The following is a 14,801-nucleotide window of genomic DNA, read 5'->3' as shown; positions in this document are numbered from 1 at the left end:
GGCGGGGTTGCCAGCCTCGGGCAGAGGGGGTGGACGGGTGGCCGGTCCGAAGGCACGTACCAACCGCGCCGCCGCCCTGCACCGGCGGGCCGCCGCCACCGCGGCCGCCGCCGCGGTGATCCTCGACGAGACCCGTCCCGCCCCGGCCGACCAGCGCCGCCAGTACGAGTTGGCCGAGCGGCTGCGTACCGCGGCGGCGCTGCTGGCCCCGGGTTGGTCCGGGGCTCCACTGGAGACGCTCGCCCCGGCCGCACCGGCCGGCGAGGGCCCCCCGCCGTTCGTCCGGGTCGGCGTCGCCGCCCCGCTGGACGACGCCCGCTTCCCGGCGCTGGTGCCGCTGCTCGGCACCGGTCACCTCACGGTGGACGCCGACGCGCATGACCCCCGGGTGGCCGGGCTGCTCCGGGCCGTACTGCTGCGGCTGCTGGCGGCGACCCCGGCCGGAGCGCTGCTGGTCCGCGCGGTGGACGCGGCGGGTGGCACGCTGGCGCCCTTCGCGGCGCTCGCCGATGCCGGCCTGCTGCCGCCGCCGGTGGCCGACGTGGCCGGGCTGCGGGCGGTGCTGGCCGAGGCGGAGCAGTGGGTCGCACCGGGCGCGAGCGGCCGCCGCCGGCACGACCGGACGCTGCTGCTGGTGATCGCCGCGCTGCCGGACCCGACCGGCCCGACCGACCTGGCCCGGATCGAGGCCCTGGCCGAGCAGGGCCGCTCGGCCGGGTTGCACCTGGTGGTCGCCGGCTGGCCCCGGCCCGGCCGCGGGCCGCTGCCCCAGGCCACCGCGCTGGCGATGCGCACCGCGTACGCGCTGCTCGGCGACCCGCCCGGGGCCTCCTTCGCCGGTCCCGGCGCGGAGCCGCCGGGTGGGTTGAACTCGCCGGTCTTCGTCGAGGCGGACCCGCCCGCCGACCTCGTCGACGCGGTCTGCCGGCGGCTCGCCGCTCAGGTGGAGGCGGGCTCCCGGCTGTCGCTGGGCGACCTGCTGCCACCGGACGACGCCGAGCTGTGGACCGCCGGTTCGGTCGACGGGATCTCCACCACGGTGGGCGACGCGGGCGGGCGTCCGGTGTCGCTCGGTTTCACCGAACTGACCCCGCACTGGCTGGTCAGCGGCCGGTCCGGGACGGGCCGATCCACCTTCCTCACCACCGCGCTGCTCGGCCTCGCCGCCCGGTACGGCCCGGACGAGCTGACCCTGCACCTGGTCGACCTGGGCCACGGCGAGTCCTTCGTGGAGTTCCTGCAGACCGAGCGGGACCGCTCCTGGGTCCCGCAGGTCCGCGCCGCGGCGATGGCCGCCGACCGGGAGTACGTGCTCGACCTGCTCGAACAGTTGACCGCGGAGCTGCACCGCCGCGAGGAGGCCGGGCGCCGGGCCGGCGGCCAGCGCTACGCCGAGCTGCGGGCGCACCAGCCGCTGCCCCGGATCGTCTGCCTGCTGGACAATCTTCCGCGACTCTTCGCCGAGCGGGACCGGTTGGCCACGGACGCCGCCGCCCGGTTGGAGGCGCTGGCCCGGGGCGGCCGGTCGTACGGCATCCACCTGGTCCTCGCCGGCGAGGGTGACCTAGGGCTGGGCTCGCGCGCCGACGGCGGGCACCGCGACTCGATGCTCGGCCAGTTCCCGGTGCGGGTGGCGCTGCCCGGCGGTGGCGCGGTGCTGGAGCCGACCAACGACTCGGCGGCGGGGCTGCCCGTGGGCAGCGCCGTGGTGAACACCGCCGGTGGGCTGGGCGGTCCCCGGGGCGCGATCCGGGGGCACGAGCGAATGGTCCGCTTCCCCGACCCGCAGGACGACCCGGAGACCGTGGAGCGGCTGCGCCACCGGCTCTGGTCGGCCCGGCCGGAGGGGTCGGGACCACCGGTGGTCTTCGCCGGCTACGCGCGCCCGCTGCTGCGCAACGATCCCCGGCACCGGGCCGCGCTGGCCGGGCAGGCGCACGGCCCGGCCGCCCTGCTCGGCCGGGCGGTGGACGTGGCCCGTACCACGGTGGCGGTGCCGCTCGGGCCGGCGGCGGGCCGGAACCTGGCCGTCCTCGGGCCGGAGGCGGCCGGGCTCCTGGTCACCGCGGCCCGCAGCGCCGCCGCCCACCACCCGCCCGGTGGCGCCCGCTTCGTGCTGGTGGCGGCGGACGGCGCGGCCCGGCCGGTCGCCGACGCGCTGGCGGCCGAACTGGCCGCGCGGCATCCGGTCGACACGGTCGACGTGCCCGGCCTGCTCGCGGTCGCGGACGCCGGCGAGCCGGCCTACCTGGTGATCTTCGGAGTGGACGGCGCGTCGCCGGAGCGGCTGCCCGCCGCCCGGTTGCGGGCCCTGCTGCGGGAGGGGCCGCCCGCCGGCCTGCACGTGCTCGGCTGGTGGCGCACGGTGCCGCCGTTCGCCGCGCTGCTGGAGCCGGCGGACGGCGCGGTGGACAAGCTGGCCGCGGTGGCGGCGGTGGACGTGCCGGGCGCGCAGCTGGCGGCGGTCTTCGGCCGCCCGGTCGACTGGCGGCCCCGGCCCGGCCGGGCGGTGCTCTGGGACGGGCCGGGCGAGCGGGGCACCGTGCTGGTGCCGTTCGCCGAGGAGGGAGCGGTATGACCGGTGGCGAGGCGCGCGGCCGGGCCGGGCCCGCCGTTCCCGGCCGGCAGCGCGACGGCGGGCGGCGGGTGCCGGCCCAACCGACCGGCGCCGACCCGGTCCCCGCCGCCTGGACGGACTACCTTGCCGCGGCCCGGCAGCTGGACGGGGTACGGCGGGACGCGGTCACCGCCGCGGGTGAGCAGGCCCGGTCGGTGCAGGCCGCCCGCGAGGAGTTGACCGCGGTACGCACCCGGTTGGCGCCGCAGGAGGCGCGGCTGCGGGAGCTGGGCGTACCGCCGATCTCGCTGGTGCCCACGCCGCCGGAGCTGACCGAGGCGACCCGGTCGATGGCGGGTGGTCCGGCGGCGGTGCTGGCCGCGCTGCGCGCCGCCCACGGCCGGGCGGACGCCGCGGACGCGGCGCTGGCCGCGCGCGGTCCGGTCAGCCCGGCCACCTGGCCGGCGTGGGTCCGCAACCTGCTGGTGTACGCGCCGCTGGCGCTGCTGGTGCCGGTGATCCAGGTGGTGGTCTACGTCGCGACCGGGCCGGGCCCGGCGAGCGTGGCGGCGCTGATCTGCGGGCTGCCGATGCCGGCGGTGGCGTTCGCGGCCGGTTGGATCGGCACCGGGCGGCTCTTCCCGGCGCGTCCGGGCGGGCGGACCGACCGGACGACCCGGCTGGGTGCGCTGGTCTGCCTGGTCCCGGCGGTGCTGGTCACCGCCGGGCTGCTGCTCGCGCTGCTCGCCGGCTGAGCCGGGGCGGCCACCGGCCGCCGTGGCCGCCAGCCACCGTCCGCACGGACGGCGGCCCGGCAGGCGACGGGGCCCCGACCGGTTCGCTCCGGACGGCAATCGGCCGGCCACCGCGGGACGCCGGGCCGGCCGGTGGTTGCTCGCGGGTCAGCGGGGGATGATCAGCGCCATCGCCTCGGCCCGCGACTTGGCGTCGTGCTGGAGCGTGCCGCGCACCGCCGAGGTGATGGTCTTGGCGCCGGACTTCTGGATGCCGCGCATCGCCATGCACATGTGCTCGCACTCCAGCACCACCACCACGCCGCGCGGTGCCAGCTTGCTCATCAGCAGGTCGGCGATCTGCGAGGTGAGCCGCTCCTGCACCTGCGGCCGGCGGGCGAAGACCTCGACCAGCCGGGCCAGCTTGGACAGGCCGGTGATCCGGCCGTCCGGCCCGGGGATGTAGCCGATGTGCGCGCTGCCGCGGAACGGCAGCAGGTGGTGCTCGCAGAGGCTCATCACGTCGATGTCCCGGACCAGCACCAGCTCCTCGTGGTTGGCCTCGAAGGTGGTGCTGAGCACCTGGGCCGGATCGACCCGGAGGCCGGCGAAGAGTTCCGCGTACGCGCGGGCCACCCGGGCCGGGGTCTGCTGGAGCCCGTCGCGGTCCGGGTCCTCCCCGACGGCGATCAGGATCTCCCGGACCGCCTTCTCGATCCGGCCGAGGTCCATCGTGTCCTCGACCGGCCGGCCGGTGAGCTTGCCGCTGATCAAACGGGCGGCGACGTAGTCCAGGTCGTCGCCGTCCGGTTCGGTGGCGGAAGCGGCCAGCCCCCGGTCCTGGGGGCTGGCCGCCGGGTCGGTACTCAGTGCGTACCGTCCGAGTTGTTCGAGGTGGCGCCACCGCCGACCGTCGCCTCGGCGCCGTCGGCCTGGGCCTGCACCTTGAGCGCCTCCTTCTCCGCCGGGGTGAGCACCGGCGGCTCGGTGGAGGGCTGCCGCTTGCCGAAGCCGTTGTACGGCGCCATCGGCGGCCGCTTGGCCACCCGGGCGCAGATCCGGGCCATGTCGGCGGTGGAGAGGGTCTCCTTCTCCATCAGCTCCAGGACGATGTTGTCCAGCACGTCCCGGTACTCCACCAGGATCTCCCAGGCCTCGTCGTGGGCCAGCTCGATCAGCGCCCGCATCTCGGCGTCGATCTCGGCGGCGACGGCGTCGGAGTAGTCCCGCTCGTGGCCCATGTTGCGGCCGAGGAACGGCTCGTCGCCGCTGGTGCCGTACTTGATCGCACCGAGCTTGGAGCTCATGCCGTACTGGGTGATCATCGCGCGGGCCAGCTGGGTGGCCTTCTCGATGTCGTTGCCGGCGCCGGTGGTCGGCTCGTGGAAGACCAGCTCCTCGGCGGCCCGGCCGCCGAGCGCGTAGGCCAGCGTGTCGACCATCTCCGCGCGGGTCTGGGTGTACTTGTCCTCGGTGGGCAGCACCAGGGTGTGGCCCAGCGAGCGACCGCGGGACAGGATCGTCACCTTGTGCACCGGCGCGGCGTGCGGCAGCGCCCAGGCGACCAGCGCGTGCCCACCCTCGTGGTACGCGGTGATCTTCTTCTCCTGGTCGCTCATCACCCGGGTCCGGCGCTGCGGACCGGCGATCACCCGGTCGATCGACTCCTCCAGCGAGTCGTTGGTGATCGCCCGCTGGTCCTTGCGGGCGGTGAGCAGCGCGGACTCGTTGATCACGTTGGCCAGGTCGGCGCCGCTGAAGCCCGGGGTGCGCCGGGCCACCGCGTCGAGGTCGACGTCGGGGGTGAACGGCTTGCCCTTGGCGTGCACCCGCAGGATCGCCTTGCGGCCCTCCATGTCGGGGGCGTCCACCGGGATCTGCCGGTCGAACCGGCCCGGGCGCAGCAGCGCCGGGTCGAGGATGTCCGGCCGGTTGGTGGCGGCGATCAGGATGACGCCGCCCTTGGTGTCGAAGCCGTCCATCTCGACGAGCAGCTGGTTCAGCGTCTGCTCGCGCTCGTCGTGGCCGCCGCCCATGCCGGCACCGCGGTGCCGGCCGACGGCGTCGATCTCGTCGACGAAGACGATCGCCGGGGCGTTCGCCTTGGCCTGCTCGAAGAGGTCGCGGACCCGGCTGGCGCCGACACCGACGAACATCTCCACGAAGTCCGAGCCGGAGATCGAGTAGAACGGCACCCCGGCCTCGCCGGCGACCGCCCGGGCCAGCAGGGTCTTACCGGTGCCGGGCGGGCCGAAGAGCAGCACGCCCTTCGGGATCTTGGCACCCAGGGCCTGGTACTTCGCCGGGTTCTGCAGGAAGTCCTTGATCTCGTGCAGCTCCTCGACGGCCTCCTCGGCCCCGGCCACGTCCGCGAAGGTGGTCTTCGGCGTGTCCTTGGTGATCATCTTGGCCTTGGACTTGCCGAAGTTGAGCACCCGGGAGCCGCCGCCCTGCATCTGCGACATGAAGAAGAGCAGCAGGAGCACGAGCAGCGCGATGGGCAGGAGGTTGACCAGCAGGCTCACCCAGATGCTGTCCGAGGAGACCTTGGTGTCGGCCGGGCCGGTGATCCGGTTCGCCGCCTTGGCGTCGAGGACCTCGTTCCAGACCTGGTCGCCGACCTCGTACGGGAACTGGGCCTCGATCCGGTCGGTCGTGGTGTCGCCGAACTTCGCCTTCTCGGCGAGTTCGAGCTGGAGCGTCTGCTCCTTGTCCTGGAAGACCGCCTTGTCGATCTTGGCGGTGTGGAGCTGGTCGAGCGCCACCGAGGTGTCCACCCGGTGGTAGCTGGGGCCAGCCGTGAAGAGTTGACTGAGCACAACGGCGCCGAGGATGACCAGGATGATCCAGACCACCGGTCGGCGGAAGAAACGCGTACGTTCCATGCTGTTGTCGGGCACCGAGACGCCCGCATCCTCCTGATCGACGTCCTGACCGTCTGAATGGTGTCGCCGCCTGGGGCGGCGCCGGGCCGCCGTGCGGGCCGGCCGCGACCCCGAGGCGCGAGTCTGCCGCGCCGCGGTCATTCGACGGTACACCGTGCGCGCGAGAAGCGAGCTTGCGAGCCCCGCAGTCACGCCCCATCGAGATCGACGGAGCGCCCCGCGGCCGGGCCCCCAGCGCGCCTTTTCGCTCCCAGCGGAGCCCGGGCGATGGCCGGCGTGGCGAGGAGTCCGGCCCCGGCCATCCGATCGCCCGGTCACGCGGTCGAGGGGCCGGGAGCGGAGCTGCCTCCGCGCCACCGACGTCCACGGTAGTCCGATCGGCTGGGAGTCCGCTGAACGTCCGCTCGACGCGCGCCGATGCGAGGCGGGCTCAGGACCGGGCGTAGACCTCCGGCTTGAGCACGCCGACGTAGGGCAGCTCGCGGTAGCGCTCGGCGAAGTCGAGGCCGTAGCCGACGACGAACTCGGTCGGGATGTCGAAGCCGACGTACTTCACCGGCACCGACACCTTGACCGCGTCGGGCTTGCGGAACAGCGCGACCACCTCGACGCTCGCCGCGGAGCGCGACTCGAGGTAGCGCAGCAGCCAGGAGAGGGTCAGCCCGGAGTCGACGATGTCCTCGACCACCACGACGTGCCGGCCGGCGATGTCGCGGTCCAGGTCCTTGAGGATGCGGACCACGCCGGAGGAGGTGGTGCCCTGGCCGTACGAGGAGATGGCCATGAAGTCCAGTTCGGCGGGGGGCCCCTGCCGGCCCAGCGCCCGGGCGAAGTCGGCCATGAACATGACCGCGCCCTTGAGCACGCAGACGAGCAGGAGCCCGTCCTCGACGTGGGCGTAGTCCGCGGAAACCTGCTTGGCCAGTTCCGCGGTCTTCTCGCGGATCTGCGCCTCGGAGATGATCACGTGGTCGATGTCGGCGTCGTACCAGGAGCCGTCAGCCATGACCCCTAGCCTGCCGTACGCCGGACGGCCCCCGTCGGCGGGGCCGCCCCTTTTGGCGCGGTCCCGCCCAGGATTTTTCCCGCAAAGTTGACCAATCACCTCAGCAGGTACGGGACCGCCACCGGCGGCCGTCGTCGCTGGGCTTCCAGTCGGCCGAGTCCCGGCTGTCGGCGGTCAGGCCGGTCGCCGAGGCCACGGCGAGGAGGACGAGGAACAGAAGGAAGAACAGGAACTCCATGGCGGCGCTCGCTTTCGCACGTTTGCTGTCGTTTTCGCCGCCGGTGCGCACCGGACTGGATCCAGTTTCCGCCGCTCCGTCCGCCCCGGACAGTGGCAGGAATGCCACCGGGGCTCGATTTCCTGCCACCTCCGGGGTTACCCTCGTCACATGCTGCGCACGGTTGCCGTCCTCGCCCTCGACGGGGTCGCCGCGTTCGAGTTGGGCGTCCTCGCCGAGGTCTTCGGCACCGACCGCACCGCCGACGGCTTCCCCGGCTACCGCTTCCAGGTGTGCGCCCCCGACGGCGCGCCGGTGCGCACCGCCTCCGGCTTCCACCTCGTCCCGCACGCCGACCTCGGGCCGGTCGAGGAGGCCGACCTGGTCGCCGTGCCCGCCCACCAACACGGGACGACCGTGCCGCCGGAGGTGCTCGACGCGCTGCGCCGGGCCGGCGCCCGGGGGGCCTACCTGCTCAGCGTCTGCTCGGGAGCGTTCCTGCTCGGCGCGGCCGGGCTGCTCGACGGCCGTGACTGCACCACCCACTGGAGGTACGTCGACGAACTCCAGCGCCGCCACCCGGCCGCCCGGGTGCAGTGCAACTCGCTCTACGTCCAGGACGGTCGGTTGCTCACCAGCGCCGGCACCGCGGCCGGCATCGACGCCTGCCTGCACCTGGTGCGCCAGGAGCACGGGTCGGCCACGGCCACCCGGTTGGCCCGCCGGATGGTCGTCCCGCCGCACCGCGACGGCGGGCAGTCGCAGTACGTCGAGGCGCCGATTCCCAAGGCGCCCGAGGCGCCCACCCTGGAGCCGGTGCTGGAGTGGCTGATGGGGCACCTGGACCGGCCGGTGACGGTCGACGAGATCGCCGCCCGGGCCGGCATGGCGCCGCGGACCTTCGCCCGCCGGTTCCGGGCCGAGACCGGCACCACCCCGCACGACTGGCTGACCAACCAGCGGGTGCTGCTGGCCCGGCGGCTGCTGGAGGAGACCCGGCTGAGCGTGGAGGACGTCGCCGACCGCTCCGGGTTCGGCGACGCCGCCGCGCTACGGCACCACTTCGCCCGCCGGGTCGGCGCCACCCCGCACAGCTACCGGACCACCTTCCGCGACCGCGCCCACGCCGGCTGAGTTGCCGCGTCCCAGCACGGCCAGGCCGGCCGCCGCGGCCAGCGGGTGGCTCGGGAGCGCCGACCCGGCGGCGACCGCTCCTCAGGGCCCGCCGACCCGGGTCAACCGGCCGTCCCGGCGGACCACCCGCAGGCCGCCGGGCAGGTGCGCCGCCCCCTGCCCGCGCCAGCCGGTGACCAGCGTGTCGAGGGCGGCCACGTGCCGGTGCGACAGCGCGGCCGGCGGGGCGCCCAGCTCGCGGGCCCAGGCGTGCAGCACCCGGCCGCGTACCGCGGGTGCCAGGTCGGCGAGCGCCGCCACCGACAGCCCGCCGGCCGGGTGCCGGACCGCGGCGAGCGCGGTGGCGGCCAGGTCGTCGAGCGTGGCGTTGTCCGCCGCCACCAGCCGGGCCGTCCGGGCCAGGTTCTCCAGCACGCCCGGCCCGAGCGCCCGCACCAGCGCCGGCAGCACGTCGGCCCGGACCCGGGCGCGGGCGTACGAGGGGTCGGCGTTGTGCGGGTCCTCCCACGGGGTCAGCCCGAGCACCGCGCACGCCTTGCGGGTCTGCTCCCGGCTCACCTCCAGCAGCGGGCGCAGCAGCGGCACCCCGGCCAGGTCCCGGCGGGCGGGCATCCCGGCCAGCCCCCGCGGACCGGCGCCCCGGGCGAGCGCGAGCAGCACCGTCTCGGCCTGGTCGTCCCGGGTGTGGCCGGTGAGCAGCGCCGCCGCCCGGTGTCGCCGGGCCACCTCGGCCAGCGCCTGGTAGCGGGCCTCCCGGGCGGCCGCCTCCGGCCCACCGGGACGGCCGACCACCTCGACCCGGACCGTCTCCACGGGGGCGAAGCCGACGTCGCCCGCCCAGGCCGCCACCGCCTCGGCCCGCTCGGCCGAGCCGGCCTGCAGGCCGTGGTCGACGGTCACCAGACCGGCCGGCCGACCCAGCCGGGGCGCCACGAAGACGGTGGCCGCGGCCAGCGCGAGCGAGTCGGCGCCACCGGAGCAGGCGACCAGCACCGGTCCGGGCGGCAGACCGGCCAGCGCGCGGCGCACCGCGACCCGGATCGCGGCGACCGGCGGGGCGAGCGCGGCCACGGCCGGACGGTCAGCCGACGACCGGCACCGGGCCCACCGGCCCGTGCACCCGGGCCACCCAGGCGTCCGGGTCGCCGAGTTCCTCGAGCCGGGGCAGGGTGAGCGGCGAGTCGAAGACCTTGTTGAAGCCGGGCATCCCGACCCGCTCCACCACGCCGTGCACGAACTTGCGGCCCTCGGCGTACTGGCGCATCTTGACGTCGACGCCGAGCAGCCGGCGGATCGCCTTCTCCAGCGGGTTGCCGGACTCCCGGCGCCGGTTGAACGCCGCCCGGATCCGCTCGACGCTCGGGATCACCTGCGGGCCGACCCCGTCCATCACGAACTCCGCGTGCCCCTCGAGCAGGGTCATCAGCGCGGTCAGCCGGTCCAGCACGGCCCGCTGCGCGGGCGTCTGGACGAGGTCCAGCACGCTGGTGCGGCTCTCCGGGTCGCGGACCGCGTCGGAGAGGGTGGCCACGCCCCGGCGCAGCCGCTCCAGCAGGTGCTCGCCGCCGCCGGACGAGGCGTCGACGAAGGCCTGCACCTCGCCCAGGAAGTAGCCGCGCATCCAGGGCACGGCGGTGAACTGGGTGCGGTGGGTCACCTCGTGCAGGCAGACCCAGAGCCGGAAGTCGCGCGGGTCGGCGTCGAGCTTGCGCTCCACCTCGACGATGTTCGGCGCGACCAGCAGCAGTTGCCCCGGGTCGGCGGAGAAGACCTCGTACTGGCCGAGCACCCGGCCGGAGAGGTACGCCAGCACGGTGCCGGCCTGCACACCGGTGAGCCGGGAACCGATCGCCTCGGTCAGCGGGCCGGGCTGCTTGTCGCCGGAGAGCCGGCTGACCAGGGGGCTGATCACCTCGCGCAGCCCGGCGATGTTGGTCGCCGCCCAGTCCCGCCGGTCGACCACCCGCACCGGCGGGTGCGACACCTGCGGCCGCAGCCCGGTGTAGTCCGCGACGTGCCCGGCCGCCTCCTCGGTCAACCGCCGCAGGTCGGCGACCACGTCGGTGGCCTCCGCGTACGACACCCGGGGGCCCGACTTGCCCAGCGCCCCCGCGGTCGCGGCGGCCAGATCCCAGTCCACGAACTGCGCCATGCACCCACCGTACCCGCGCCGGAACACCCCGGCCCGGGCTCGCGGTGGCGATCGACGCCGGTCGCGGCCGGCCCGGGCACCGGGTGGGCCACGCCACCGCCGGGGCGGCGCGGGTCAGCGGCAGCCGCAGCCGGCCAGCGCGGCGCCGATCCGGTCCAGCGCTCCCCGGGCGGCGTCCATCCCGTCCGGGGGCACCGCGTCGGTGAGCACGGCGAAGGTGAGCAGCCGCCCGTCGGCGGTGGTGACCAGCCCGGCGATGGCGTGCACCTTGGTCAGCGTGCCGGTCTTGGCCCGGACCACGCCGGCGCCGGCCCTGGACCCGCTCGCCGCGAAGCGCTCGCCCAGCGTGCCGGACCAGCCGGCGACCGGCAGGCCGCCGAAGACCGCGGCCAGCTCCGGCCGGCTGCCGTTGCCGGCGAGGGTGACCAGGTCGGTGAGGAGCGAGGGGCTGATCCGATTGGTGCGGGACAACCCGCTGCCGTCGGCGAGGGAGAGCTCGTCGGCGGGCAGGCCCAGTTCGGCCACCACGGCGTCCATCGCGGCGGCGGCGCCGGTGAACGAGGCGGGCTGGTCACGGGCCAGCGCGACCTGGCGGGCCAGCGCCTCGGCGACGATGTTGTCACTGTCGCTGATCATGATGTCGACCAGCCGGACCATCGGCAGCGACTCCACCTTGCCCAGCTCGCCGCCGGGCGCGCCGGCGGTGGCGTCGGCGCCGGCCGCCGGGGCCCTGCCGCGGCTGACCTTGTCGGCCGGCACGCCGAGCAGCCGGGCGAACGCGCGGCCGGCGACCAGGTCGGGCTGGGACACCCGCTCGGCGCCGTGGTTGCCGGCATCGTGGTCCCGCTTGGCCTGCGGCACGTCCTCGCGCGCACCGTCGGTCATCAACGCGGTGATGGCGCCGCCGTACCCGCCGGTGGGGATGTCGGCGTCCCAGCCGGGCTCGTGGACCGGGCCGGAGTAGAGCGAGGAGTCGACGATCACCTTGGTCGGCGCGGTGCCGCCGAGCGCCGCCTTCACCTGGGCGGCCAGGTCGTCCAGCCGGGCCGCGCCGGGGTAGAAGCCCTTCCTGTCGACCGCCAGCGTCGGGTCGCCGCCGCCGACGATCACCACCTCGCCCGGATTCGCGCCGGCCACCGCCCGGGTCGGGATGCGGTATCCGGGACCGCGCGCGGCGAGCACGGTCACCGCGGTCACCAGCTTGGTCACCGAGGCGGGCACGGTGCCGTCGTCCTCGTTGGCGCCGAAGATCGGCTGGCCGGTGGCCACGTCGGCCACCGAGACGTTGACCCGGTCACCGAGGGCGGCCGCGCGGACCAGCGGGTCGAGCGCGGCGGAGACCCCCTCCGGGGTGGGGAGTGGGGCGTTCGCGTCCGCCCCGGCCAGCACCGGCACCGGCGGTGGATCGGCCGTCCCGGCGGCGGGCCCGGCGGCCCGGTCGTCGCCGAGCCAGCCCGCCACCGGGCCGGGACGGACCACGACCACGCCGGCGGCCAGCGCGAGCAGCAGCACCGTGGCGAGCACGAGCGGGAGCGGCCACCGGCGCCGGGCCGGAGGAGGGGGCACGGCGGCCGACGGCGGCGGACCGCCGGGCGGCGGCGACACCGGGCCGGAGGCACCGGCGTGGAACTGCGGCACCCTGGCCGTACCGGAGGCACCGGCGTGGAACGGCGGCACGCTGGCGGTCCCGGAGGCGCCGGGGTTCAGCGGGCGGCCGCCGGGCGGGCCGGCGACGCCCGGGTACGGCGTCCCGGGCGCGGCGGCGGCGTTCGGTGCGTCGCCGCCCGGCCGCCAGGGCGGGGGCGTGGGTCGGTCCGCGCCGTACGCCGCGGCCGGGTCGGCGGACGGCTGCGGAGCCTGCGGAGGGTGCGCGTCGGGGACCCGGAACCGGCCGGTGGCGGCACCCGGAGCAGATCCACCCGTACCACGTCCAGCACCCGCCTCCGGGCGGTAGTGTGAATCTTCCCTCCCCACGACCCCCTCCTCCCCCACGAAATTCGGCCTGGGTGACACTACTTCGGTCCGAACACTATGCGGTGGCCGGAGCCGGCGGGTGGGCATTCACCCGGACCGGGCGGCGCCGGTGGTTTCCGTTAGCCAGCGTGGGCAAACGAGGGAGCGTGCAGATGGATTTCGACGTGACGGTTGAGATCCCGAAGGGTCACCGCAACAAGTACGAGGTCGACCACGCGACCGGCCGGATCCGGCTGGACCGCACCCTCTTCACGTCCACCCAGTACCCGGCGGACTACGGGTTCATCGAGGGCACCCTCGGCGAGGACGGCGACCCGCTGGACGCGCTGGTGCTGGTCCCCGAGCCGACCTTCCCCGGCTGCCTGATCCGCTGCCGCACCATCGGCATGTTCCGGATGACGGACGAGAAGGGCGGCGACGACAAGGTGCTCTGCGTCCCCTACGAGGACCCGCGCCAGGAGCACCTGCGCGACATCCACCACCTCGGCGAGTTCGACCGGCTGGAGATCCAGCACTTCTTCGAGGTCTACAAGGACCTGGAGCCGGGCAAGTCGGTCGAGGGCGCCACCTGGGTGGGGCGGACCGAGGCCGAGGCCGAGATCCGGGCGTCGTACCAGCGCGCCAAGGAGGCCGCGGAGCGCGGCGACGCCGGGCACTGACCCGCAGCGACGTTCCAACGGGCCCGGGGGCCGCTCAGCCGAGCAGCCCCCGGGCCCGTTCGTACAGGTCGAGCACCGCGCAGGCGACCGGGACCACGGAGACCACCAGCGCGGTGTCGGTCAGGTCGGCGAGCCGGCCGAGGTAGGGGGAGACCGGCCGGGAGGCGTACGTGCGGCCCGCCGCCACCGCCAGCACGGCCACCGCGAGCCCGCCGACGACCAGCACCAGCCGGCCGGCCGGACCGGAGCCCGCGGCGAGCACGGCGCCCAGCACCGCGTACCCGGCCAGCCCGGCGGCCACCGTCGGCACCCGGTGCCGCAGTGCCACGAACAGCCGGGAGCGCAGCAGCAGCACGGCCCCGGCCACCGCGACGAGCACCCGGCCGGCGGTCCCGCCGGCGACGCCGAGCACCAGCGCGGCGGCGACCGCCAGCACCGCGTGCCCGAGCAGCATCCCGGTCAGCATCTCCTCGGTGCGGGCCACCGCCGCGTGGACCCGGCCCCGGTCGGGCAGGTCCCGGGCCCGGTCGTCGCCGGGGGCGCCGGTCGGCAGGGTGATCGGCGGCAGCGGCACCTTGCCGAGCCGGATGGCCAGCAGCGGGACCGCACCGACGGCGAAGACCAGGACGCAGAGCAGCACCGCGGCGGTGCCGGCCGGGTCGAGCAGCAGCCCGCCGAGGGCGGCCGGCGCGCCGGCCGCTCCGACCACCGCCCCGGCCACGAAGACCCGCAGCCGGGTGGCGATGCCGGCCAGCCCGAGCACCGACACCAGCAGCAGCGCCACCGAGCCGGCCAGCAGCTCCGGCGCGCCCAGCCAGCGCAGCGGGGCGAGCGGGCCGACCGGGTCGCCGGAGCTGACCGCGAGGGCGCCGGCGGCGGCCGCGTACGGCAGCGCGTAGCCGCCCAGGGTGGCGCCGACCGGCCCGTCCCCGTGCGCCCGGGACGCCACCGTGCCGGCCAGGGTGAGCAGCAGCGCCACCACCGCCGCGGCGGGCCAGCCGGCGCCGCGCCCCGGACCGCCGGCGAGCACGGCGAGCAGCCCCACTCCGAGCGGCACCGCCGCCCCGGCCAGCACGGCGGCCCGGGTGGCCGCGGGCGACCAGGCGCCGCCCCGCCGCCGGGCGCCGTCGGCGATCGCCTCCACCACGTCGTCGTACTCCAGCTCGGGCCACTCGGCGCGGGCCGGCACCAGGTGCAGCACCTCGCCGTCCCGGACCCCCTGCGGCAACAGCGCCTGCGCGGTCGCCAGCACCGCTCCGTCGGTACGCCGCAGCACCCAGCCGCCGTGCCGCTCGCCGTCGTCGGCCAGCCCCTCACCGGCGTGCCGCAGCACCTCCGGCAGCAGCTCGGCCAGCGGGACCTGCTCCGGCAGCGCGACGTCCACCCGCCGCTGCGGGGCGCTGATGGTCACCCGGGCCAACCCGATTGTCATCGACCGATCTCCATATCGAGCGGGTTTGGTGGCTGCGCGGACGACAGGACT

General features: G+C 76.0%; 12 protein-coding genes. 4 read left to right on the top strand and 8 right to left on the bottom strand.

The window, feature by feature from the left end; all coding sequences use genetic code 11:
• Window positions 1-37 precede the first annotated feature (37 nt).
• Window positions 38-2,578 (top strand): FtsK/SpoIIIE domain-containing protein, encoded by a 2,541-nt coding sequence (locus AC1WTP_RS09090; protein WP_481648767.1) that lies wholly within the window; start codon window positions 38-40, stop codon window positions 2,576-2,578.
• Window positions 2,575-3,312, top strand: coding sequence for a hypothetical protein (locus AC1WTP_RS09085; protein WP_481648766.1), 738 nt, complete (start codon window positions 2,575-2,577; stop codon window positions 3,310-3,312). Before AC1WTP_RS09090 ends, AC1WTP_RS09085 begins: the two co-directional genes overlap by 4 nt.
• Window positions 3,313-3,459: 147 nt before the next feature.
• Here AC1WTP_RS09085 and folE read toward each other — a convergent pair whose 3' ends face one another.
• From folE to AC1WTP_RS09065, 4 genes are all read right to left on the bottom strand, one after another.
• Window positions 3,460-4,122: a GTP cyclohydrolase I FolE gene (gene folE / locus AC1WTP_RS09080; RefSeq protein ID WP_481648831.1), complete on the bottom strand. Its 663-nt coding sequence runs from the start codon at window positions 4,120-4,122 to the stop codon at window positions 3,460-3,462.
• A gap of 35 nt (window positions 4,123-4,157) precedes the next feature.
• Window positions 4,158-6,176: an ATP-dependent zinc metalloprotease FtsH gene (gene ftsH / locus AC1WTP_RS09075; protein ID WP_481648765.1), complete on the bottom strand. Its 2,019-nt coding sequence runs from the start codon at window positions 6,174-6,176 to the stop codon at window positions 4,158-4,160.
• 430 nt (window positions 6,177-6,606) lie between these two features.
• Complete coding sequence (gene hpt, locus AC1WTP_RS09070; RefSeq protein WP_447134041.1) at window positions 6,607-7,182, bottom strand: hypoxanthine phosphoribosyltransferase; 576 nt, start codon at window positions 7,180-7,182, stop codon at window positions 6,607-6,609.
• Between the two features lie 100 nt (window positions 7,183-7,282).
• The gene (locus AC1WTP_RS09065) at window positions 7,283-7,420 is read right to left on the bottom strand and encodes a hypothetical protein (protein ID WP_481648764.1); all 138 of its coding nucleotides are present in this window, start codon (window positions 7,418-7,420) and stop codon (window positions 7,283-7,285) included.
• A gap of 150 nt (window positions 7,421-7,570) precedes the next feature.
• On the opposite strand from AC1WTP_RS09065, the gene AC1WTP_RS09060 reads away from it, so the two are divergent.
• Window positions 7,571-8,533: a GlxA family transcriptional regulator gene (locus AC1WTP_RS09060; RefSeq protein WP_481648763.1), complete on the top strand. Its 963-nt coding sequence runs from the start codon at window positions 7,571-7,573 to the stop codon at window positions 8,531-8,533.
• An 81-nt stretch (window positions 8,534-8,614) separates the two neighbouring features.
• On the opposite strand, the gene tilS is transcribed toward AC1WTP_RS09060, so the two are convergent.
• The 3 genes from tilS to dacB all read right to left on the bottom strand — a co-directional run bounded on the left by tilS (window position 8,615) and on the right by dacB (window position 12,251).
• Window positions 8,615-9,604 (bottom strand): tRNA lysidine(34) synthetase TilS, encoded by a 990-nt coding sequence (gene tilS, locus AC1WTP_RS09055; protein ID WP_481648762.1) that lies wholly within the window; start codon window positions 9,602-9,604, stop codon window positions 8,615-8,617.
• 10 nt (window positions 9,605-9,614) lie between these two features.
• Window positions 9,615-10,685 (bottom strand): zinc-dependent metalloprotease, encoded by a 1,071-nt coding sequence (locus AC1WTP_RS09050; RefSeq protein WP_481648761.1) that lies wholly within the window; start codon window positions 10,683-10,685, stop codon window positions 9,615-9,617.
• Between the two features lie 114 nt (window positions 10,686-10,799).
• Window positions 10,800-12,251 (bottom strand): D-alanyl-D-alanine carboxypeptidase/D-alanyl-D-alanine endopeptidase, encoded by a 1,452-nt coding sequence (gene dacB, locus AC1WTP_RS09045; RefSeq protein WP_481648830.1) that lies wholly within the window; start codon window positions 12,249-12,251, stop codon window positions 10,800-10,802.
• A 560-nt stretch (window positions 12,252-12,811) separates the two neighbouring features.
• On the opposite strand from dacB, the gene AC1WTP_RS09040 reads away from it, so the two are divergent.
• Complete coding sequence (locus AC1WTP_RS09040) at window positions 12,812-13,318, top strand: inorganic diphosphatase (RefSeq protein WP_481648760.1); 507 nt, start codon at window positions 12,812-12,814, stop codon at window positions 13,316-13,318.
• Window positions 13,319-13,352: 34 nt separating this feature from the next.
• Here AC1WTP_RS09040 and eccD read toward each other — a convergent pair whose 3' ends face one another.
• Entirely contained in the window at window positions 13,353-14,750 is a 1,398-nt protein-coding gene (gene eccD, locus AC1WTP_RS09035; protein WP_481648759.1) for a type VII secretion integral membrane protein EccD, read from the bottom strand.
• Window positions 14,751-14,801: the final 51 nt, after the last annotated feature.

It is taken from the genome of Micromonospora sp. R311, assembly GCF_056780015.1.
The sequence above is the reverse complement of the archived record's forward strand: the minus strand, read 5'-3'. Positions and strand labels throughout refer to the sequence as shown.